This is a genomic window from Bacillus cereus group sp. BfR-BA-01349, from assembly GCF_022663795.1.
Classification (GTDB): domain Bacteria; phylum Bacillota; class Bacilli; order Bacillales; family Bacillaceae_G; genus Bacillus_A; species Bacillus_A cereus.
In genome coordinates this window covers 24,048-46,251 of the sequence record NZ_JAKUGE010000030.1, presented here as the reverse complement: position 1 = coordinate 46,251, position 22,204 = coordinate 24,048, and the positions used below count along the sequence as shown (strand labels likewise).

Genomic DNA, 22,204 nt, shown 5'->3' with positions numbered 1-22,204 from the left:
GGAATCCAAATGAGTATGAATCACAGTGACTTCTTTGACTTATTACAGTCAAAAGAAGTCCTTCCTAATAATCAAGAACTTCGTCAATCTTTTGAATCGATTATAAATGGATTTATTGCGAACGAAATACCTGATTTAGAAAACATACCATTAGAACATATAGATGAATTTGGAAAGCAATTTGAGCAAATACGCCACCATGTTCGTTTTTATACTACTGGAACATTTGGCATAAGTGGTGGACCAGATTGTCTATTAAAAGAGTTATTATATCTAAACCTTTTTATGGAACAACTAGAGAAGGTTGAAGAGAAGGGATTAGAAAATGAAATTTTTATTTAATCATGGAAACGAGATGGAGATGTACATTCGAATCATTCGTTTACAAAAATTAATTAAAGAGTATAACATTCCTTTTCCTTTAAAAATACAAAATTTACACAAGCAAAATTTTTATTTTGATCCTGACCTTTTATATAAGTCACTTGCATCTTTTAATGAGCAAACTCGTGTGTTTTGTCACTTTGCCTTCATAACTGATGAAGAGCTTGTAAACGGGACGCTACAAAATTCTCAGGATCCCTCATTGTGTATAGAGGACATTTATTCGCATCTAACCTCGGATATATTTTCTATGGCTGCTGATGGCTGCTATGTTAACACGGCTGGTTACTACTTATGTATTGGATCAAAATATTTATCACAATCTGATTTTAATTCCGTGCTAAATGATTTTAATTTCTTTTCATATGACAGTATAAAATATCCGAATTATATGCTTATCGAACATTTAGAGGGTGGTTATGAGGATTACTCATCTGATGAGTGGGTGCTTTATTATTATGAGATTGCAATACGACTTGCAGCAATTATTGAAGGGAAGAAAAAGAAGAATATTATATGAAATCAAAGGACTTTCAAGGCCACATTAAGGGGGAATTCTAGTGAAGAAATTATTTCATTATGATCTTAATTTCTCCATTTCATACTATTTACATGCTCTTAGGTTAAATAAACACCATTGCATCGTAAATCTGGAACAGATTAAACAACGATACCAAGAGGAAATATATATATTAGAAAGTCTTTCAAAAGATGTTGAAATAGATTTTAACAAAATCTCTCATGAGGCAATTGATAAAATCCTAACTTGTGTGGACTTTTTAGATGTAAATCAAACATTAAGTTGGAAGGACATAGAATCCACAGATACGATTGTTATCTTCTTACTTTCCATGAACCTATTACATATAAATCTATCTTGCTTTTATCCGTGTCAATTTCATTACTTACATTACTTTAAAAGAATGCATTCGCTTTCGATTAATGTAACCCAGTATTCTCCCGTGTACTTGGATCAAGAGAATATTTATGAATTAGACCATGAAGAAGAATTTGTGGAATTGGGGACGGACATGATCGAAGAGATGGGATTAGAAGCCTTTCCTATTGACGAAGAAGAGCATGAAACGCTCTCTACACTATTCGACATACCATTAAAGGAAATAAAGAAAGTAGCAGAGGAAACATGGGGTGCTATAGCTGAAACAATAGATGGCATATCACCGAATCATAAAGAAAAAATATCTAAATTACTAGATTGTTATCCAGTAAAGTATTCTTACCAAATTGATGGAGAATCTCTTTATCTCTATTATGGCGAGGAACCATTATACGGACCATATAAATTTGAGATGTTACTAGATTTATTGGAAACAATCTTTACGCAGGGGGAAACAACAAATGAAGACAGTAGCAATATTTGATGCTTTAGAGCCAAAAGGAATTGTAACGATTCAGCAGTCAAACAACGGATTATCTCGTGGTGAAACTGTAGTTACATTTAAAGACTTCTATGCGGCTTTAAAAGAAGTGATGGAGCAGGAAACACAGGATAATACATACCTATCGAGTGGAATTCTTCCAAAAGGTTGTGTGAAACATGAGGTATTATCCCAAAAAGGTGACAAACAATCTGTTTGGATTGAAATTCCTAAAGCACAATGGGATATTCAATTTTTTGAACGTCCGTTTCAACAAGTAGGCTTTCCACGTCTACTATTCCGTTATACGGTGTTTCAAAATAAGGTTACGAATATTTCTATCTTTGCTGTAAAAGAAGACACGGCGTTAGAAGAAGGAATGAAACTTTATCGATTTCCTTATTCAAATGTTAACGCTAATGGATCTGTATGTACTGGTAGAGTTATGATTCCTGAATTCCGGACTTTAAAAGATTTAGAAACATTTCATGTTTTATTCTTTGCAAGTTCATTCAACCATGACCTTACACATAATCATACAGAACTAGTAGGAGAGTTATTTAAACGATTTGAAAACCAAAGTTTCGATGATTCCATTCTAATAGAATCAAAAATGACTTTTTAAAATATAGCAGGATTTTATATAAACAAACATACCAGGAGGATTTTTTTATTATGAATAACTTATTCGATTTTTTTGATATGGAAAAAGAAGTAGAGGAAACAACAGTACCAGTGAAAAAAGCTGCTTCAGAGCAAGCCACTGCTAAAAAGGAAGAGAAAAAAGAAAAAGCAAAGAATAAGACAACGACGAGCAAGAAAGCTAAGGCTTCAAATGCTACAGATTGTCTAAATAAGATCAATACAAAAACGGTTGTTCGTCACGAAGTATTTGGAGATATACCGTTAGTTGATTGGTTCACAGAGGAAGAAATTACACATGGAATCGCAGTTCAAAATGGAGATTCTACAAATGTAAGAAAAATAGAAACAGAGGACATTCGCGTAAAATTAGAGCACCGTTGTCCCTCATTTGTTAAAGATTTAACTGTCATTAAATTTGATGAGGATACAAATGCACTAATTCCGATTTTAACTATCGGACCAAAAGGAGCAAGTAACGTAGAGGGACAACCAATTCTGGATTGTCCCTATTCTTTTGCCGCTTGGAAAAATCATCTATTACCTGGTGGAGAAATTCCTAGAGTAATACTTATGGATTTTATAGTCATCGCACAAGGTTTTTCTCGTAAGTTTGAATGTGAGGTACATGCCGATATTTATTACAGCAGAAAACGAGGCTATTTCATGGACTTTCCAAACCAAAAGGTTTCACTGGATCTAGTAATTCCAGAAACAAATATAGAGATGCAGTGTATTGCTATGAAGGTAATGGAATTACATAGCCACCATCGTTACTCAGCTGAACCAAGTGATATAGATGACCAAAGCGAACGTGCACCTATACTTTATGGAATTGTTGGAAGAATTGAGGATGTATTCCCTGAACTACGTGTACGGACATGCATAGCAAATACCTTCCACTCTATTCACCCAAATCTCATATTTGCAGGTGAGTATTCCGTTAAAGGAGTTAGCGAAGATTATGATTTAAGTGGGATTGAGTTTCTAAAATAAATTTACAAAGGGGGCGTAAAGGAGACATATATTCATGTCTCCTTCTTTATTATGACAATATTAAAAACAATTCACGTATCGATGCTTACAAAGATAAAGCATTACTTGTTATTTCTTACAAAAAATGAATGTGTTTTAGAGGAACCACATTATGACTACAAGCTATTTCAATTTATGTGCAAGTTAGAGATGAAGTACATATATGAAGCATTAGAAGGACAGAGCAAGAATACTCATATTGATTTAAACTCACATCAAGAATATGTAAATACGCTTGTTGTGCAGTTGAATTTACTCCAATATGTTGTATTCATTGTGCAAGAGGACGGAATCGATCATGCTGCATCGATACTATTGATGCATTCATTTGACTTGTATACCGTGCATAGGATTACAAATTTATCAATTCCATATCTAAAAAACTTAGAGAATACACTTTCAAAATAAAATTAGGAGGATATATAAAATGAGTATTATTATCGATATCGCAGAAGGAAAGAAGATCGTACCACATATTGTAGTAGTAGGCACTGGAGCAAATGGAAGTTTAATTCTCCAAAGTATTGCACAAATGGTTAGTATCTTTAAATTAAATGGTGAAATAGTTGCTGCTGATCCGGATGTTGTTGAATCAAAGAATCTAGGTAACCAACACTTTGTTCTACAGGACATTGGTAAATACAAAGCTGATGTACTTAGAGATCGGTATACTGCTGCATACAAGAAACCTCATAAAGTAAATATAAGCTCATTTACTTCGAGTTATATTGAAGACATAGAGACGCTAGGTTCACTATATAAAAACAAATATAAAATCTTAGAGAAGGAAGCGGACGATAACTATTTGTATTTACCTATTCTCATAGGGGCAGTTGATAACATGTTCTCTAGGGAAGTATTCCATCAATACTTTAATCAATGTGAAAATCTAATCTATATTGATGTAGGTAATACAGCAGTAACAGTACCAACTAATTGGAGAGAGATAGACAAGAAGCATTGGACTCCACAGCAATTAAAGGACTATAAAAATAGCGGGTATAATGGCCAAGTATTAAACGAAATGGAGAGGTTATTCTCCCGCCGCTAGGAGACCTATTTCCAGATGCTTTTAAAGAAAAAGAAACAGCTCCAAGTCAATTAAGTTGTTCCGAATTAGCTGCTTCAGAACCACAGCGCGTTATTACAAATAAATTCGCTGCATTGTCTGTTTCACAGTTTGTTAATGAACTTTTTGATGAAGGGACCGTATCAAATCACTATATCATTTTCCATGCTCAAAAGGCTTTTATGAAAGCAGCGCCAATTGGTGAGTAATGATGTAGGAGGGGACAAAGTGAGAGTGTATCAATTAAATTCCACTCAATTACAATGTACATTAACACCAACAAACATGTGTGATGGAGTTCTACAATACTACCAATACAAACAGTATACCGTTGTATCTGTACTGGATTTATCAAAGCATGATCCCGAAATGATGCCATTGCTTCTGGCTTGTCTAGCAGAGGCTCTGATTCATTTCTATCCGGATTCTTTTTTAGCTAAGGATAAATCTGATCTTTTATATTGGTGTAGAAAGAACTTCAAAGGATTTCATAGTATTTCTGATGATGGATTCTTACGAGACTTCAAGCAGGTATACGAATGTTATCAAGCATTGCAAAACGTTGGAAAACAAGAAAACAATAAAAAAAAATATATATAATAGCAGGGAGAAGAGAAACGCATGTATAATATACTTAAACGTCAATTTAATTACATTATCCGAGGGGTGATTCGGATTAACGAAGAGGTACAAAGGGAATTGGACCTATTGGTGCAAAAGATTCGTGAAACTGTATCTTCTGTCCAAAAAATCATCCTTTTTGGCTCTCATGCATATGGCACACCAAATGAAGACAGTGATTTTGATCTCTGTATTGTTGTGGAAGGTGTAGGAGAAAGAAAAAGGGAAGTCATTAATCGTATCAATTGGGGGATTTACGATGTAATGGAAACGCCAGTTGATATTTTAGTGTATGGGCCAGAAGAGTTTCAAGAACGTGCTAGCCGTACTGTAACTATGGAACATAAGATTGCTCTAGAAGGGACGGTCCTATATGAGAAATATTGAGGATCTAAAAGAGTGGGTATTCATAGCAAAATCCGATTTAGATTCTGCTATTTACTTATCTGATATGAAACCTTTCCCCACTGCAATTATTTGTTATCATAGTCAACAATGTGTGGAGAAACTCCTAAAAGGATTTCTTGCACTAAACGGTAGACCAGTCCCTAAAACTCATAACCTTTTAATGCTGCATAAATTTTGTTGTAGATTAGATGAGGAGTTCTCATTGATTTTAGAACAATGCGTGCAGCTGAATGGTTATGCTACAGACATTCGTTATCCGTATTTTGAAGCCCTTACTGTGCAAGATGGGTTAATAGCTATACAACATGCTCAAAAAGTAATTCGTTTTTATAAAGAGACCTTAAACAAGCTAAATATAAATGAAATCGTAATCGATTAAATATAGAGGAAATACATAAAAGAGAGTGCCTTTAAGGGACTCTCTTTTTCTATCTCAAAAAGAGGAGGAATGCCCCATACATAAAAAATAAAATCTTATTTTTCTATGGGGATAAAAATAAAATGATGGATATATATAAAGAAATTAAAGAGGAAATGAAAAAAGTCTATTTATCTCGCGATTGTTGTTTTGTAGGTTACAGCGGGGGAAAAGATAGTTCTGCTATGTTGACATTGCTATGGGATGCGATTTCCGAGCTGTCGCTAGAAGATCGTACAAAACCTATTCATGTATTAACTTCCGAAGTTGGGGTAGAAACACCTGTTATGACTGCTTATATCTCACGTACATTAAAGAAAATCCAAAAGAGTGCGGATAAGCAAAACCTTCCGTTTATAGTACATAGTGTGAGACCATTAATGAAAGATTCATATTGGTATAAACTACTAGGTAGAGGTGTTCTTCCACCAACAGGAAATAGTAGATTACGATGGTGTACTGATTCCCTTAAAGTTAAACCCATGCAACGTAAGATGAAGGAAATACTAATAGATTTCCAAACTAAAAAAGTAGTAGACTGCTTTGAAGAGTATGATGGCGTCCTTGCGTTGGCCGTTCGTAACGAAGAAAGCGCACGTAGAAGACATAGTATTCAAAAATATGCAGTAAGTAATGAATCTTTATTTTCACGTCACAATGACATGAAAAATATACTCTGCTTTAATCCAGTCAAATTCTTAACCGGTGATGAAGTATGGATGTTGCTTTTAGATAGAGGGATACTGCCTTTTGGTGTGGACGTTGAAGAAATGAGTATACAATACGGACAAGCTATGTTTGAATGCGGCATAAAAACAGGCGGAAAACAACAAGGAAATGCTTGTGGAGCTGCAAATTCGCGTAGTGGCTGTTGGACTTGCCTTATGATGAATGGTGAGGATAAAATGCTAACCCAACTAATAAGCGAAGGATATACAGATTATGCTTATCTACAATCATGGAAAAGCTTCTTACGCTCCATTAGAAACGATATTCGTTATCGGAATGTAATGAATAGGCGAAGTCTGCAAACACTCCTTAAAAACGAAAATAAAGGGGATTCGGACTTGTTTTCAATTCAAAATCATGCTGAATATGATTATATTATGTTTGATCGCACAGAAAAAGGAGACTATGCACCAGGAGGGCTTACGGTAGAAGGTAGAAGAATGCTTTTAGAGTATCTACTTTTTACACAACAAAAGATGAATACAAATCTTATTTCTGAAGAAGAAATTGAGGCAGTGCTGCAAGCCTGGTATGAAACGGATGGAATTAGAGTATACCGAGATGAATTGGAACCTATACACCACGCATATCTAGGTGAATTGGTGTTCAAACCCGATTGTACAATAAATGAGGAAAAAACAACGTCTCCATTTCCCGTATTTTTTGTAGAAATAGATATTCATCTAGGGAAGCAGGAACTATTTCGTTGGATTAAAGAGCGGCAAAGAATTACACAACGAAGCTTTTTCTTCTTTCCTTCAAATTATTCAAATGAAGTTGCAAAGTTAACATGGAACAAGCTAACCTTTGTTGTATCTAGAGTAGATGTAACAGAAGCAAGAGACGCTGAACGAATTGTTCGTCATTGGTTAGGAATGGATATGTACCATGGAAAGAAGAACGAACAACATAAACAAATGCTAATTCAGCTATTAATTCAATCCATGAAGAATGAACAATTGTTTAAAGAAGATGAAAAAGCTAGTACGAAGCTTTTGTATGCTGCAGAGTTTACAAATAGACTGTCTAGATTAATGGAAACAGAGGAAATACTATCCGAAGAGACAAACCATCTCTTTGCAAAGATACTTAAAGAATTAGCTTACGAAGCATATCTGATAGCATAATATATTAATAATAGATATATTTAGAGAGTACCTATACAATAGGTGCTTTCTATATTAAAAAGGCAAGAGGACACTGTATAACAAGTAATATAGGGGGATGATCCATTATGCGCCTATACATATTGGAAATACATTTTGCACAGAAGATAAGCTTCCTTTATGCAAGAACTATAACTGAAGCTATCAAAAGATTTCAGAGAATATATACACAATATGCAGAACAAGTGCCTTCTCATATTAGAGAAGTACATGCAAATGAAACAGTCATTTTGGATATCAGAACAGGTGAAGTACATTGTATAGGAGACAACAACATGCTAAGGAAATGTATAGATAATCTTATGCACTTAAATGCTCCGATTGAATGGATTCCTTCACTTGAAATTCACCAATCTGTAAAACCTGATTTGTTTTCGATTACTATACATAAGGCATGCCTTATAAAAGGAAGCCCTCAATATAACGAGGTTGGGATTACTGTTTGGGAAAGCATTCTTCAGGTATCATTATATGACCATAGAGAGTTTTGGAATGCCTTAAAAAGATTCTTACACATTCAGGTACTTTCTGTATCTGAATTAGAACAATTAATAAAAAATAAATTGTGAAGGTTATAGAAGAGAATAAAGAAGATCATTGAAAAAAGGTAATCAGTAAGAGTGAATCTGCTATGAAAATATAGATGGTAAAAACAAAAGTAAACCAAGTGGGATAAAACTAAAATAAATCGATAAAAAGACGTGTTCTACGAATAGAAGACGTCTTTTTATTAGAATATGACAAATACATGCACGGTAAAACCGTTAATATATATTGTGCTATACATTTTCTTCTTCATTCTCATTTTCAATTTTTTTAATGCTATTTGCCTGGATTTATTTTTAAAATCTAAATAACCAAGATAAGATAGTAGTTCTTCTTCGAATACTAGAACATCCTTGCTTTTTTCGTACATTTTATGAGCTAAACGTGTAACAATTGCTTTTGTATGTTCATCACTATCTAAAATTTGGTGATTGAACAAGTAGTCAGTACTAACCATAAAATAACTTGCAATTTTTTTTGCCATATCAAAGTTCGGTTCTTTATTCCCTAATTCCCAAGAGGATATCGCACTTCCTGTGACCCCTAACTCTATACCCAATTTGTCTAGGCTAAGCCCCTTTGTTTTTCTTAATTTTCTAAGATTCTGTCCAAAAATATTTTCTTCCAAATAAATCACCCTTTCTAACTTTTAATAAAACTATATTTTAGAGTTATTTATAGCTCCCAGTGAATATTGGTAATACCTTTTTAAAGAAATCTTAGTTTTGAATCCCATTCTACTTACCAAGTCATCTTCAGTTAAGCCCAACTTAATAAGGCGTAGAATAAATGTATTCCTCATCTGCTGTGCAGAAATACGTCTATTTAACTCCGCACGTTTCACTTCAAGTCGTATCATCTTTTGTATAGCAACTTCAGACAAAGCCTTTGGTGCATCATTTTCGTACACCCATCGATACGTACCTCGATTAAAATCAAATGCCACAAATAGGGGATTATCTGTGTGTTGTCTAGGTCTTACAGGTTCCGGAATAGTGGTGTAATATTTATAAAGCTGCTGCGTATCTTCCATAGTTAAAGAAACAGACCTAGTTGCTCCATTTTCCCCAGGTATCATTAATATATTTCTAGCAAACTGTATATGGCTCATATTAAGCGATACAAGCTCTTGTAAAGACAAACCATAGTTTACTATTAAATTAATTATACAAGCGTTTCTATCCATGATTAAAGGCCGATATTGGGCTTGTCTTTCCGTTAATCCCTTTATTGATAGAACAGTTTGCTTTAAAAGCTTTTCTTCCATTTCGGTAATAAGATCATTATCATTTAGTGATTGATCCGGAATTAAAGAGAGATTAATACCATCCAACGGACTAACTATACCTAAAAACATGTGTAACTTCTTTAAAACAACCCATATTCTGTGTCTTGTTTTCTGAGAATATTTGCGTTTGTCTTCTAACTCAGAGAAATACATCTGATAGTCTGCTTCAGAAAGTTCATTCCATGATTTGATATGAAAAAGTATTTCATTTACTTCTAACCACTTAAAAAAATCCTTAATATCGTATGCATAACGTTGAATTGTAGAATGTTTTCGTCCTTTTTCATTTAAATACGCTGAAAAAGCCTCTAATGTTTTCTCTAAGCAAATTGTTTCGTTCATAATAATCACCTAATTTCTTAGGATATATTATAACAGAAAATAATTGAAGGACCTGCTACCGCCCTTTGCTACGCACGGTTGCTGGCATATCAAAAAAGCAAACGGACAAACAACCCTTTGCTTTTTTGATATGTTGATTATTATTTACAAAGCCAAATGAATGTGGCTATCATAATACTCCAAAAGGGAACTACAAAGATTAGTCCCCAAAATATCTCTTTGAAAAATCTAATCTCGTTATAGGTATACATTTCTATGTAACTCGTATCTTTAAGTACAGTCATGTTTAATCCTCCAAATATGAATTGTTTACTAAAATGAAAAAAGGACAAACCTCGCCCTGGTAGGGATACGTAGGTTTGTCCTTTTGTATGTGGGTAATGATATGTTTATTTACCATTATTATAATGCAATTTACAAATATTTTCAATTAGGTCGGACATCTTATTAACAATCATACTAGCTGTATTAAAAATCTATTATAAATATATATCTTATATATTAAAAAGTAATAAAGATAAAACTATTATAGGTGTCAAAAATAGGGGGAAGATCTACTCCCACAAGGGAAAATTTGATGTTAGAACGTAAAAAATCATAAATAGTAGAAAATGTATCCGGAAATTCAATGATTATTAGACTATCAATTCTACAAAAAAGCATAAAGAGAATTATATATTTCTACATGAAATCGGAAAGAAATTGATACAAATCACTTTATATTTATCCAACTATGGAAATAGGCTTTATTTTCTTTATTTTGTTAAATACAGCAGTATCTAGCGTTCAATTACTCACATTTTATCCAGATTAGGCTGCTATTTGTTAACATTACTCAGTATTTACACATAACTCACATTATTATTGATGATTTTTATTAGATAAATACAACGACACTAGTAGTTACAATGATGTCAGGAAAATATTATTCACATTCAAGTATATTTTTCCTCATATCCACTATTTTTATTATTTTTCTTCTGATTTTTTGTAGGTATTATGAGATAGGTTTTACTACTTTAAAAGAATACTCCCTAGCACTATGTGGAGAGTTCTATAATGCTAGAAGAGAATTTGTATAGAAGTGCATAAAAAAAGACCTCATTTTACATGAAGTCCTTCTGATTTTGTATTTATAAATAGAGTAGTAGAAAAGGAGTATGAATGAAACAACTACGAATAGCCCTCTAATTTCGATTTTTTCAAAAATAGAGAGCTCATTACTATTATTTTATTTCCATTTCGTTTAGCACCTGATCTGGAGCTGTTATTGTTACTCCAGCACGTACTAAACGTTCGAAGGTACGCATAAACTCTAGTAAATTAAACTGCTTTGGTAGTTCAATAACACGAAGTTTTTCTTGTGGCAGCTTATCAATTGCCTCGATAAACCATTCACGAACATCACTTGGAATCGTGCGTTCTTTATGGCCACGAACTTTTAGTTTTTCACGCATTTCAATTTCTAAAGCAATATATGCATGGAGATTCACTCCCTGATCATATGCATATTTTCTAAATAACGTTTCTTCCTGGTATTTTAGATAATTACGGTGATAAGACTCTTCCGTCACTGGTACCGCAAACTTCTGCTTCAGTAGTGCATGCACATTCTTAAACATCTTCTTAATGTTATGAAGAGAGTACATAGAATAATGTAGACCAAAATTAAAGACAGCTTGCTCACGTTCGCTATTTCTCTCTTTTGGTATATGTTGCGCAATAAGAGGGTAGATACCTTCTTTTGCTGCTGTATCGAGAATTTGATATTGAGATGTTTGATGCAATAGTTTCTTCAACGTATATACAATCTTCGTTGGATATCCTTCTTTTCGATCAACCATGTCACGTAGTCCGCGAATTACACTGCGAATTTGACGATGACAAGTATGCTTTAATACATGAATGAATTTATTCATGTCTGCAGACAATTCACCGATATTCATCTCTTGTAGGACTGCTTCGATAAATTTCGCTTTTCGAGCATAGGTAGCTTTTGGTGTAAATGGATCCCTATGTTGTTCTTCTCCAGCTTCTTTCGAACATAAGAAGTCTGAATGGATAGACAGATATAATGTCGTATATCGTTTTGTATGCTTTACACCTTTTTGCATTTTGCAAATTTTGAATAGGGGATTCCCCGTACATGGTAATACAGTTGTTAATTCCTCGATAACCGCACGGATCTGATGCGGATATTTTTTATGTAAGAAACGATACATCCCACCGAAGTGAGTTTTGTTTCCTCTTTCGTCCTGCTTGTCCAAAGAACGCTTTAATGTTGTTTCCGTATGTTGTTGCATTGCGATGTCTAAGAATAGTTTCTTAGCTGCTACAGATAGCTTAAAGAAAGCCTTTGTAAATACAACAGGACTAATATATACGTATGGATTTGCTTTTTCTGTTTCCTCATTCATAAAATGAGTGAGTTTAATTGTATAACGGCCATCTAGTCCGTTTTCAATGGAGATAACGTTATGTAAGTTTAATTTCTTTAATGCGATATAGAATTGAGAGTGTTGGATATAAGCAAATTCTTCTTTATATTGCTTGTAATCTTCCCACATCATATGTATTGTTACATTTGGAATGACACCATTAGTAAAACATTTCTTATGTAGATATAAGAACACTTCGAGATCAGCATTTGTAATGCCGTATAATTTATGCTTTCTTCCCGCTTTTTCTGCAAGTGCAGACATCGTGCGACGTGAAAAAGATGGTTTGGCTTTTTCGACAAAGCCTTCTACGTCAGCAATACGATCTTCGTATGTCATGTGCTGCAGAATATCTTCTAAATATGTATCTTTATAGCTGTAGTATTTCTCCTCAAATGTTTCCACAAATTTTTGCCAAGATTTTAGTGTTACTAACACAGCATTAGTTGTTTCCCCATTTAAGCTACGTTGATTTCGTATTACAAATGACTTTCCCATCTTTTTCACCTCCGTTCTACAAATTCAGAAATATATGCCAAAAGACTATAAAATATTCCAATTTTGATTATATCAAAACGAATTTTGTAAAAACGCGCCCTTTAAGAGAGTTTTTAAAAAGAGGAAACACTTGCTAAACCCTTGATATACAAGGCTTCAAAAAAAAGTTACAAAAAATTTTATGTGCAACTTTTGTGAAAATGTGTTTCCTGTTTCGGTGCTAGAGGAAACATGGAAATCAGAATAAACCTTGATTTAATCATATTTTTTACTCATTGTTCTTTAGTTACGCGCACGACTTGAGAAAAATGTTTCCTGTTTCCCGTTTTTTTACGCGCACGACTTGGGAAAAAAAATAGAGTTTATTTATGTTTTGAAAAAACGAAGATACTATAGAACTATTGGTATAAAAGGTTTTTTGGCATGTTTATAAAAAAGTTACGCGCGCGACTTGGGAAAAGTGTTTCTTGTTTTGTGTTTTAAGAAGGAATATGTTTCCCAAAAGTAGTGTATTTTGTTGCAGGTGTTTCCTCTTTTTTCGTTATACGCGTAACTTTGGAAAAATGTTTCCTCTGAAAAAGAAGAAACAATACAAATTGAATCTGAAAAATTAGCAAGGTATGATTAAATATACAGGAGAAAATATTAAGAGAAATTTTTTAAAAACATTTATAAGGGGAATTGAGAATGGATCAAAGAATAGAAGAAGTTAATTATAAACTAATAGACAATGGTATATTTTTCAGTGTGAATAAGACTCAACTTGCACTACACTTTCTAAATAATGTTCTTGAAATCGATGTATGTAATCTAAACAAAGAAGAAGTCACTAAAATAATTTGTGAGAAATATGGTTATAAATTAAAACAGTTATCAGATGAAGAAGAAATCTATCTATTTGTAGCTCATAACATAATGGGAATTAAAGAGGATAAAGAGCCTTATGAATGTTTTAACCATGAGGTTTTTCTTGTAATGAAGGATTTAAGAAAAATTAATTTTATGATCCAAGAATATGAATCAAAACAGCAAGTTAAAGATATTGATAGATATGAAAAGAAAAAGTATCAATACTTAGCTGAAAAGCTTTATAAGGCGAAAGATGAGATATGTGAATATATGACAGGGGAAATCAATTCATGTATATATAAAGAAGTAAAAGATTGGAGTAAACCAAATGGATTTCCTAGCTCCGGTAGTTTTAATCAAATGTTACCGATTCGATATGCTTTTAGAGGTAGGGAAGAAGAATATGAAATGTCAGTTTTTGATGGATTGAATTATAAATTTGAATTTATAACGTTACAGGAGCGAAATGAATTGAAACTTCTACACAGTAATAATAAAGATGAATTTAATGAACGTGTGGATAGATATATAATTACATATGAAATTGACAATAAAATATTATCTCTTATAGAGGAAAATCATGTACTTAATAAGAGAGGAATGCTTAAACAAGCAATAGAAATTTATAAAGAAGATATGATGGAATTATTCTGCCAGATTATACCTCTTCAAATTGAGGGGATAATATATGATTATTGTATTGAGTTAGGGGTTTCTTCAGCAAATATAGAACGTACCTCTTTGGATAGAAAAATAGAAGAGATAGTAAAAAAAGATAGACGGTTCAAATGTCATGAATATTTTAAGTATGATTTTATTGAGTTAAGAAATACAGCAGCGCATGGAAGGTTGCACGAGAATGTTAATTTCAAAGATACTGCAAATATGTTAATTTTAGATTTAATGTATTTATGTGATGCTTTAAATAATTCTAATGCGCTAGTGGTTAACAGAATGAGAAGCCTTATAAAGAGGTTTGAAGAAAACTTTAATAATGATTACGTACCTGTAGACGGGATAGTATACTCGTTTATAGCAAAATACAGAGATAAGTCCCTTCCATCTATTTATGAGAAGGAAAATGTAATACAAGAAATAAAAAAATATGCTATGAGCGATAATTTTTTGAGATATATAGATATTCACATAATGCATCCTTCGTTGGTATCAGAATTATCACCGGAACAGAAACAAGAAATAAAAAAATTATAGTTTATTTAATGCGTTCAAAAGAAATTAAAGAGCAATGTGTAAATTTATTGAAATTATTAGCAGATAATTCAAAAGAAGAATTAGTACATAAATAAGTATGCGCACCATATTAGGTGAATAGGAGGAGAATATGGATCAGCTAAAACAATTGTTTCAAAGTACATTATTAGTGGCATACCCACTATTTCAAAATATAGAAAATAACGAACGAATCTTTAATAAATGGAGAGGACTTTGTACGTTAATTAATAGCGATGTTAGTTATTTAGAGGATCCTATGTACACATCTGTCTCCTTTAAAAAATTTGCAAATTGGATATCGTATAAGGAATCCCAAGGTGTTGGTATTATGGAAATTGTTGCTCAAATAGAAGGATACCGACCAGAAGTATTTGAATTACTTGCTAATGATATAGAAAAAGAATTTGAAATTCTTTTAGTGAAACAAAAACAAGAAAAAAAGCATACAGAGGAGCAGCAGAGCTTCATCGAACATAGTAGTGCTGGTTTTATGTACCATTTAACAGACACAATTGCAAAAAATAATTTTACAGAAGATAAGGAATTGAATGCCCATATTGCTGAGCTACCAGATAAGAGTAATAGCCTTGTTGTGGTATCTTCACGTTTTAATGATGGTGATATGAAATTAAGAGGCGCAGGGGAGTTGAATAGATGGAATACATTAGTTGATTCTACTTTTGTTGATCGTGTAATGGATGATTTAACTGCTGATTGCTTGGATATTGTAACAGAAATATGGGTGAAGTCAGCAAGCACGGAAAGTAGTCCAGTACATATAGGTTACGAAGAAATATTAGAAATGTGTAGTATGAAGCAGGTGAGAAATGGTAAGTCCTATTATCGTAAAGAGGACCGTTTAAAGATTATGGAGCGTTTAGCTGCACTGGCAAGTATTTTTATATATGTAAACGAAGATAATGAAATAGTTATACTAAATGATGATGAGAATCCAAATGAGTCACTTGCTTATAAAAAGCAACGAGTACGAAGACTATTCGTAATGGATGAAATAGTATTTGCTAAAGATATTGATACCGATGAAATGTTAGGTATTGAAAGTATGAATGTTGCACCTGGAACATTTTTATCTAAGTATTTATATGGATCAGAAAAATTGACTGGTTTGTTATCGAAAAAGGCTCTTGAATACAACAGTAAACAACAGAGGTATCACAAAAGGTTGACTAGGTATTTAAGTTGGAGATGGCGAATTCAGCAAGCTTATCAGCATTTAGTACACCCGTATTCAATTGGGGGTCCTAAAGGTCTTCTAAGTGTAATGGGTGTAAGCATGGGGCAAAACCCTGCTAGAATAAGGAATGTATTCGAAAAAACGCTTGATGATCTAATGCGTGATGAAGTAATAAAGGAATGGCAATACCAAACACCGATTGATGAGGGGAAATGTTCTGGGCGTAACTGGCTTGAAAATTATTGGTTAAACCTTAAAGTAACGGTTACGCCTTCTGATGAGTTAGTATCGTTACAGCAAGAGCTCTTACAAAAGAAGAAAATAGTCCCTAAGAACAAATTGATGGGAACATTGGTAAAAGATCCAGTAATAGAAGTACAGGATATGGAGACAGAAGAAATTCAACCACCTCAATTGAATCAGCAACAAGTAAATAAGGATATTAATTGGTATCAGCAGAATATTCTTCATTATAAAGAGGAAAATAAATGTAGTTTAAGAGATATTGCAAAGGAAATAGAGATATCACCTTCCAATCTTTCGAAATTGTTAACTGGTAAGAGAAAAAGGTTAAGCGAAGAAACACGTAGTAAGTTGGATAAGTGGATAGAGAGACAAGAAGTAGTGAACTTATTATAAATTCATTACCTCTTGTAGTATTTAACCTTATATTGCTACGAGTTGCATGTGAATGAGCTTATAGGGAGTAAAAGGGGTTTAATTGATGTTAGACGTTTTATCAAGAAATAAGGATATGTAGGGAGATATTGTTAATTAGTAGGAGAATTATCTTTTAACAAGTAGCTAGTAGATATTATATAAATTATAGGGTGTGAAAAATTTGTTTATAAAGAAGATAAAGATTTCATCATTTAGAAAGTTGAAGTTATTTGAACTCGATCTTTCAAATGTAAATAAGTTAGATAGTAATAAGAATATGAATTTAACAATAATAATTGGGGAAAATGGTACAGCAAAAACAACGGTTTTCGAAGCGGTTATTCGTTGTTTTCTAAATAAGGAACGCTTCAATCAAATGGGGCATATTGAATATTCTTATGAGGGGGAAGATTTCGTTAGTAATGAAGATGAGGCACCCTTACCCAAAAAAATTATAGTGTCTACTTATACACCTATTGATAAGTTAGAGGAAGTTATTAAAGAGTTAGAACACAATAAAGAATTACGTAAAACAAACATTGATCGCCTTAATTTACAACATATTGCTACAAGAATTTTGAAACACTATGTTTTTAAAGGAACGGCAGATATAAATTCAATATTTGATTACGTAGGATACAAAAATCCAGATTTACACTTAGAGATTAGCCCTTATAAATTAGCACAGGTATCTGAAATGAGAAGGAGGGCAGTTTTTCGATTGGTAGAAAACTACGATGCTGTATCATATCTGTTTGAGGATAAATATAAGGAAAATAACTTTACCTATGTAATCGAATCTTACCAAAAGGAGCTAGATTTATTTAAAGAGAGTTTAGAAAAAATAGGCTATAAAGCTCGAGTTAGAGCAAACTTATTGCAAGGTATAGGAACTTTAGATCGACGTATGGAAGATAGGAATAGATTTTGGAAATTAAAAGATGTTAGTGATGTAGATAGAAAAATATTAATTTGTAACATAGAAGTACTTTTTATATTATACAAAATGAAAATTCTTATAAATACCTTAAAGCCATCAAACGTAAATTATAAAAAAAGTATGTTTTTACCTATTGATAAATTCAGCCTTTATCATGGAGGAGAAGAGGCGTTTAAAAATGACCTTAAAATACTCGAAGTATGTTCAACTAGTTTTTGGAAAGAACTTTGGATTGGTCCCAAAGATAATAAGCTACCATTATCCATGTTAAGTTCTGGGGAATTAAGTTTATTTCTAAGGATTTTTGATTTATATGACTATGTAGAGCATGAATCAATAATTTTGATTGATGAGCCAGAAACACATTTACATCCAAAATGGATAAAAGGATATGTGAAAATATTAAACGAATTACTGGGGAAAAAAAGGTGTCATGTAATAATAGCTACGCATTCACCACTTATTGTTTCAGATGTGCCGAAGAATAGTATTGTAGCTTTAAAAAACTTTGGAGGATTTATTGAACAGATAAAAATTAGAGAACGAACACTAGGATTGAATTATGATGAGATTCTTTCAGAGGTTTTTGATCTGGATGATGATAAAGGGAATATGATTCATGAATATGCCAAAGTAATAGAAAAAGCACTTGAAAATGATGAGTTTGACAAAGCATTAGAAATTTACTCTCAAATGGCAGATAGTGATATAAGATACAAGTTATACTCAAAGTTAAGAGCATATCAAGAGCAAAAAGGTGAGAGAGATGTATAAATTTCTTTTACTTGAAGAAGTAGAGACACGTATAGGAGCATATCATGGATTTGTTCTTGAGCTGTTGAAATGTATTAACGATTTACCTAATCTAGAAAGCATTGAGCATTTAACAGCTGAGCAAAAGGAAAAGAGATTTAATAAAGATTTACAGGTTGTTATTGACGAGCTTAAAATACTAAAAAAGAATAAAACTGTTGCAACTACTTATCATTCGGTTGTAAAAGTTGCGACAAAGACGGACTTAAAAAAGAGTATCACTAAATTAAAATATGAAGAATATGATATTTTTAAAAAATATATGGAACTAACGAAAAACTATGAAAATATCCTTTCTAATTTATATGAAGATTCGACAGAATACTCTACGTCACTGCAGCATTCTTTTACCTACTTATATGAAAAGTTAGTGCATACAAAAGTATTTAATGAAGTAATAGGAAATAAAAATAAATTGGCAATTAATGAATTTAAAAATTTATTGCTTTTAGATCATAATGTTTGCCCATATTGTGACTGGTATGAGATAGAGAAAGCAGGTGTATCAATAGATCATTTCTTACCAAAGTCCAAGTTCCCGTTGTTTTCAATATATCCCAAGAATCTAGTTATGTCTTGTCCTACATGTAATGATAGAATTAAAAAACATTATATTAAATTGCCTATTTTTCATCCCTATTTTGATGAAGTAGCTAGTTATTTTAAGTTCAGATTGGTTAAAGAAGAAATAAAAATTTTTTTTGTTAATGGGATTAATCCATTAGATAGAGAAAAGGCAAATAATTTCCTTTCGCTATTTAAGATCGAAACGCGTTTTAATGAGAATGGAATGGCAAAGAAATTAGAGGATTTTTACAGAGATATTCGAAATGATATTTATGCTGATTTGAAAAATGAGGTGGTAACCTTAGAGTATATAAAATTTAAGGTTATTAGTGAGTTTAATAAACATGCTGATAGATTGATTGAAAAAAGAAGAAAATCCGCTTTAACAAAACTAAAACTAGATTATCTAGAACAAATTAATAATCCTAAAGAGATCGATTTAGTTTCAAGAATGATTAATTTTGATATTAAGAATTTTCAAGAAGGAGATTGCTAAGGAATAATCTAGACATGAGCTGATTACGAATTTTTTGTACCAACAGTTGTCTTGTATCAGTAGTGCATTATACTCATTTTTGGGCTAGCTTTTAATAGTAAAATATTATTTATTGAAATATTTTTTGAAAATGTTGATATAAAAATCTAAAATGTGTAATATACAGTTATATTGTTAGTTTATTTGATTCCGTTTATTCCCACACCTTCTTGTGTTGTGGTTGAGTTGTAGAAGCAAGTTGCGTCTTGTTTCAATTGTGAAAGGGCTTCTTTGAGCCGATTAGTGTATATATAGCTTATTTTGCTATGCACATTTTTAATCGACTTGAAGAAGCCCTTTTTGTGTTGTTTTCAAGTTTGCAGGCGGGGTTATTTATGATTCATAACATAACAAATTAAACAGTAGAGGAGATAGTAAAATGAAAAAAGATTGTAGACACTTAAAACTAGTACCAACAGTAGAGGAGCATAAAACACGAATGGAAAATAACCAGAAGTCATATGCTGCACCAGCAATGTCATCTGAATCCAGAGCAAGAGTAAATCAAATGAGAGGGTGTTTTGAAGCAGAAATTATATTACCAGATGGTAAATTTCAATATTTCAAACCACATGCTCTTAATGAAAAAGAAGCCACTCAAGAAATCGCGTTATATATTGAAGGGATTCAGGAAATGAAGATAGGCTATGTTATCTTATGGCGCTTTGTCGGGCAACAAAGTTTTTACCATGGTACAAAGATTGTAGCTGAACCGAAGTTTCATAAAATCATGCGTAAGCTAAAAGATTTTTTCTTCGATTATGAAGAAGTGGTTTATGAAACTGAAAAATAAGAAAGATAGAGGGATATAAGTATGAAAAAGGATAACATTTGGACAATATTAGACGATCCAAAAGAGCAGGAAACAAGAGGACCATCTCAAGAACCGGATGATATATTCGCTGGTTTGGATGAGCTATCGGAGATTACAGATGAAGAACTACCATTCTAATTATATCGAGGTAGTGTATAGAGGGTAAAAGGAAGAACTAAGTGATGTATATACTTGGATCTTCCTTTTTTTATTGCAAAAAAAGAACTTGGAGGAAAATATTATGAGAATAGGAAATGATTTAGCGGCGGGATTTTATCCAACACCACTAACAGAAGGGAAACACTTAATGCAACTATTACAAATGGAATCAGAGCGAGCTTATGCTTGTTTTGATCCATGTTGTGGAGAAGGGGCAATTTTACGAAGCATTGCAGATGAGGTGAGACAGGTTGGCATACAACTTGATACATATGGTGTGGAATTAGATGCAAACCGATATAACAAAGCAAAAGAGCAATTAGATGTAGTGGTACGCTCAAGCTTTGAAAGCATGATGATTAGTCATGACTACTTTCCGCTTATTTTCTTAAATCCTCCTTATAATACGGAGCTTCGTACAGAAAATACAAAATCAGAGAAAATGGAGTTCAACTTCCTAAAGCGTGCTCACCTTTATTTACAAGAAGGTGGGATCATGGTGTATGTCATTCCATACGACAGATTCGCTAGAGACGATATCAGTTATTACTTAGCAAAGAATTATGAGGAAATAGGCTTGATGCGTTTTGGTGATGAAAATGAAGAATTTGAGCAATTTAAGCAATGTGTTTTTATTGGCCGTAAGCGTGCAGCTACGAAAAATGATACATATTTCAATGATCGATTTGCTAATTTTTGTGAAAATATGTCCGATCTTACTTTCGTAAGAAAACATGTGAGTACATTAGCACAAATGGTGAATCATAAGGATTGGACTATACCTGAATTGCGTCATCAAAACAAACTTATTTTCACATCTCGCGTGGATTATAAAAGTGCTTATGAAGGTGTGGGGAAATCGGAAGGTATCTCGACATTTAAGAAGCGTTTAAATAGAGGAAATGGTTACTCACTTCAAGAGGAGAAAACAGATGCTGAAAGAGCAAAAATGCCAATTGCTTCCGGACAATTAGGACTATTGCTGATAACAGGTGTGGCAGACGGTTTGCTTGGTGAAGGTGATACACTCCATGCAGTTCGTGGATCTGAAAATGTGTATTATGAACATTCATTTGAGCAATTGGAAAAAACAACAAAAGAAGTTGTTTTACAAAAACGTCGCGCGAAATTTATCATTGCAACACCTAAAGGTGAAGTCAAAGAACTTGTCTAGGAAAGGAAGAAGGATATGTCTGTACTGTTAGGAATAGGGGCATTATTTATCGTATGGGAATTTAGTAATCGTATGTTTCGTATTGCCATTGTACTTACAGTCATTTGTTTATGTGCTTCTCAATTAGGTGCAGGTATACATTTGGAAGTATTAGAGCAGTTTTCAGTGTTCCAAGGTGCAGGTGATATGCTACATGCGGCTGAACAATCATTACCAGAGTGGAAACAGTTTATAGATTTTTAGCTAATAAATTGAATGAGTAGGACATGAAACGTATCGGATAAGATGCGTTTTTTATTTTA

20 protein-coding genes and 3 pseudogenes are annotated in these 22,204 nt (G+C 32.8%); 20 read left to right on the top strand and 3 right to left on the bottom strand.

Features of this window, described 5'->3' with window-relative positions:
* Positions 1-9: 9 nt before the first annotated feature.
* The 12 genes and pseudogenes from MR169_RS17345 to MR169_RS17290 all read left to right on the top strand — a co-directional run bounded on the left by MR169_RS17345 (position 10) and on the right by MR169_RS17290 (position 8,420).
* Positions 10-342, top strand: a complete 333-nt coding sequence (locus MR169_RS17345; protein WP_003319690.1) for a hypothetical protein — start codon at positions 10-12, stop codon at positions 340-342.
* Complete coding sequence (locus tag MR169_RS17340; RefSeq protein ID WP_242319736.1) at positions 326-904, top strand: hypothetical protein; 579 nt, start codon at positions 326-328, stop codon at positions 902-904. Before MR169_RS17345 ends, MR169_RS17340 begins: the two co-directional genes overlap by 17 nt.
* Positions 905-944: 40 nt before the next feature.
* On the top strand, positions 945-1,766 hold the full coding sequence (locus MR169_RS17335; RefSeq protein ID WP_086402640.1) for a hypothetical protein: 822 nt from the start codon (positions 945-947) through the stop codon (positions 1,764-1,766).
* Positions 1,744-2,388 carry a prokaryotic E2 ligase family D protein gene (locus MR169_RS17330; RefSeq protein WP_242319735.1) on the top strand — a complete coding sequence of 215 codons (645 nt, stop codon included), beginning with the start codon at positions 1,744-1,746 and terminating at the stop codon, positions 2,386-2,388. The genes MR169_RS17335 and MR169_RS17330 overlap by 23 nt, the downstream gene beginning before the upstream one ends.
* A gap of 50 nt (positions 2,389-2,438) precedes the next feature.
* On the top strand, positions 2,439-3,401 hold the full coding sequence (locus MR169_RS17325) for a Mov34/MPN/PAD-1 family protein (RefSeq protein ID WP_242319734.1): 963 nt from the start codon (positions 2,439-2,441) through the stop codon (positions 3,399-3,401).
* 51 nt (positions 3,402-3,452) lie between these two features.
* On the top strand, positions 3,453-3,848 hold the full coding sequence (locus MR169_RS17320; protein ID WP_242319733.1) for a hypothetical protein: 396 nt from the start codon (positions 3,453-3,455) through the stop codon (positions 3,846-3,848).
* A 19-nt stretch (positions 3,849-3,867) separates the two neighbouring features.
* Positions 3,868-4,718: pseudogene (locus tag MR169_RS17315) on the top strand (ThiF family adenylyltransferase).
* Between the two features lie 19 nt (positions 4,719-4,737).
* Positions 4,738-5,109, top strand: a complete 372-nt coding sequence (locus MR169_RS17310; protein ID WP_242319732.1) for a hypothetical protein — start codon at positions 4,738-4,740, stop codon at positions 5,107-5,109.
* Between the two features lie 21 nt (positions 5,110-5,130).
* Positions 5,131-5,517 (top strand): nucleotidyltransferase domain-containing protein, encoded by a 387-nt coding sequence (locus MR169_RS17305; RefSeq protein ID WP_000282361.1) that lies wholly within the window; start codon positions 5,131-5,133, stop codon positions 5,515-5,517.
* Positions 5,504-5,917 (top strand): HEPN domain-containing protein, encoded by a 414-nt coding sequence (locus MR169_RS17300; RefSeq protein WP_001244154.1) that lies wholly within the window; start codon positions 5,504-5,506, stop codon positions 5,915-5,917. The genes MR169_RS17305 and MR169_RS17300 overlap by 14 nt, the downstream gene beginning before the upstream one ends.
* 122 nt (positions 5,918-6,039) lie before the next feature.
* Positions 6,040-7,812, top strand: coding sequence for an adenine nucleotide alpha hydrolase family protein (locus MR169_RS17295; RefSeq protein ID WP_242319731.1), 1,773 nt, complete (start codon positions 6,040-6,042; stop codon positions 7,810-7,812).
* A 107-nt stretch (positions 7,813-7,919) separates the two neighbouring features.
* Positions 7,920-8,420: a hypothetical protein gene (locus tag MR169_RS17290; RefSeq protein WP_242319730.1), complete on the top strand. Its 501-nt coding sequence runs from the start codon at positions 7,920-7,922 to the stop codon at positions 8,418-8,420.
* A gap of 210 nt (positions 8,421-8,630) precedes the next feature.
* Here MR169_RS17290 and MR169_RS17285 read toward each other — a convergent pair.
* The 3 genes and pseudogenes from MR169_RS17285 to MR169_RS17275 all read right to left on the bottom strand — a co-directional run bounded on the left by MR169_RS17285 (position 8,631) and on the right by MR169_RS17275 (position 12,963).
* A pseudogene (locus MR169_RS17285) lies at positions 8,631-9,025 on the bottom strand (helix-turn-helix domain-containing protein).
* A gap of 30 nt (positions 9,026-9,055) precedes the next feature.
* A complete protein-coding gene (locus tag MR169_RS17280; protein WP_242319728.1) occupies positions 9,056-10,027 on the bottom strand; it encodes a tyrosine-type recombinase/integrase in 972 nt (323 codons plus the stop codon).
* A 1,226-nt stretch (positions 10,028-11,253) separates the two neighbouring features.
* On the bottom strand, positions 11,254-12,963 hold the full coding sequence (locus tag MR169_RS17275) for a hypothetical protein (RefSeq protein WP_242319727.1): 1,710 nt from the start codon (positions 12,961-12,963) through the stop codon (positions 11,254-11,256).
* 687 nt (positions 12,964-13,650) lie between these two features.
* Between MR169_RS17275 and MR169_RS17270 the strand changes: the two are divergent.
* The 8 genes and pseudogenes from MR169_RS17270 (at position 13,651) to MR169_RS17235 (ending at position 22,145) form a co-directional block, all read left to right on the top strand.
* Positions 13,651-15,119: pseudogene (locus MR169_RS17270) on the top strand (hypothetical protein).
* A 35-nt stretch (positions 15,120-15,154) separates the two neighbouring features.
* The gene (locus MR169_RS17265) at positions 15,155-16,879 is read left to right on the top strand and encodes a helix-turn-helix domain-containing protein (protein ID WP_044798407.1); all 1,725 of its coding nucleotides are present in this window, start codon (positions 15,155-15,157) and stop codon (positions 16,877-16,879) included.
* Positions 16,880-17,081: 202 nt separating this feature from the next.
* On the top strand, positions 17,082-18,614 hold the full coding sequence (locus MR169_RS17260) for an AAA family ATPase (protein WP_242319726.1): 1,533 nt from the start codon (positions 17,082-17,084) through the stop codon (positions 18,612-18,614).
* Positions 18,607-19,716: an HNH endonuclease gene (locus tag MR169_RS17255; protein WP_242319725.1), complete on the top strand. Its 1,110-nt coding sequence runs from the start codon at positions 18,607-18,609 to the stop codon at positions 19,714-19,716. Before MR169_RS17260 ends, MR169_RS17255 begins: the two co-directional genes overlap by 8 nt.
* A gap of 418 nt (positions 19,717-20,134) precedes the next feature.
* Complete coding sequence (locus MR169_RS17250; protein ID WP_044798410.1) at positions 20,135-20,548, top strand: DUF6018 family natural product bioysynthesis protein; 414 nt, start codon at positions 20,135-20,137, stop codon at positions 20,546-20,548.
* A 21-nt stretch (positions 20,549-20,569) separates the two neighbouring features.
* Positions 20,570-20,707, top strand: a complete 138-nt coding sequence (locus MR169_RS17245) for a hypothetical protein (protein WP_175581940.1) — start codon at positions 20,570-20,572, stop codon at positions 20,705-20,707.
* Positions 20,708-20,810: 103 nt separating this feature from the next.
* The gene (locus tag MR169_RS17240) at positions 20,811-21,902 is read left to right on the top strand and encodes a DUF6094 domain-containing protein (RefSeq protein WP_044798486.1); all 1,092 of its coding nucleotides are present in this window, start codon (positions 20,811-20,813) and stop codon (positions 21,900-21,902) included.
* Positions 21,903-21,917: 15 nt separating this feature from the next.
* Positions 21,918-22,145 (top strand): hypothetical protein, encoded by a 228-nt coding sequence (locus MR169_RS17235; protein WP_044798405.1) that lies wholly within the window; start codon positions 21,918-21,920, stop codon positions 22,143-22,145.
* Positions 22,146-22,204 lie beyond the last annotated feature (59 nt).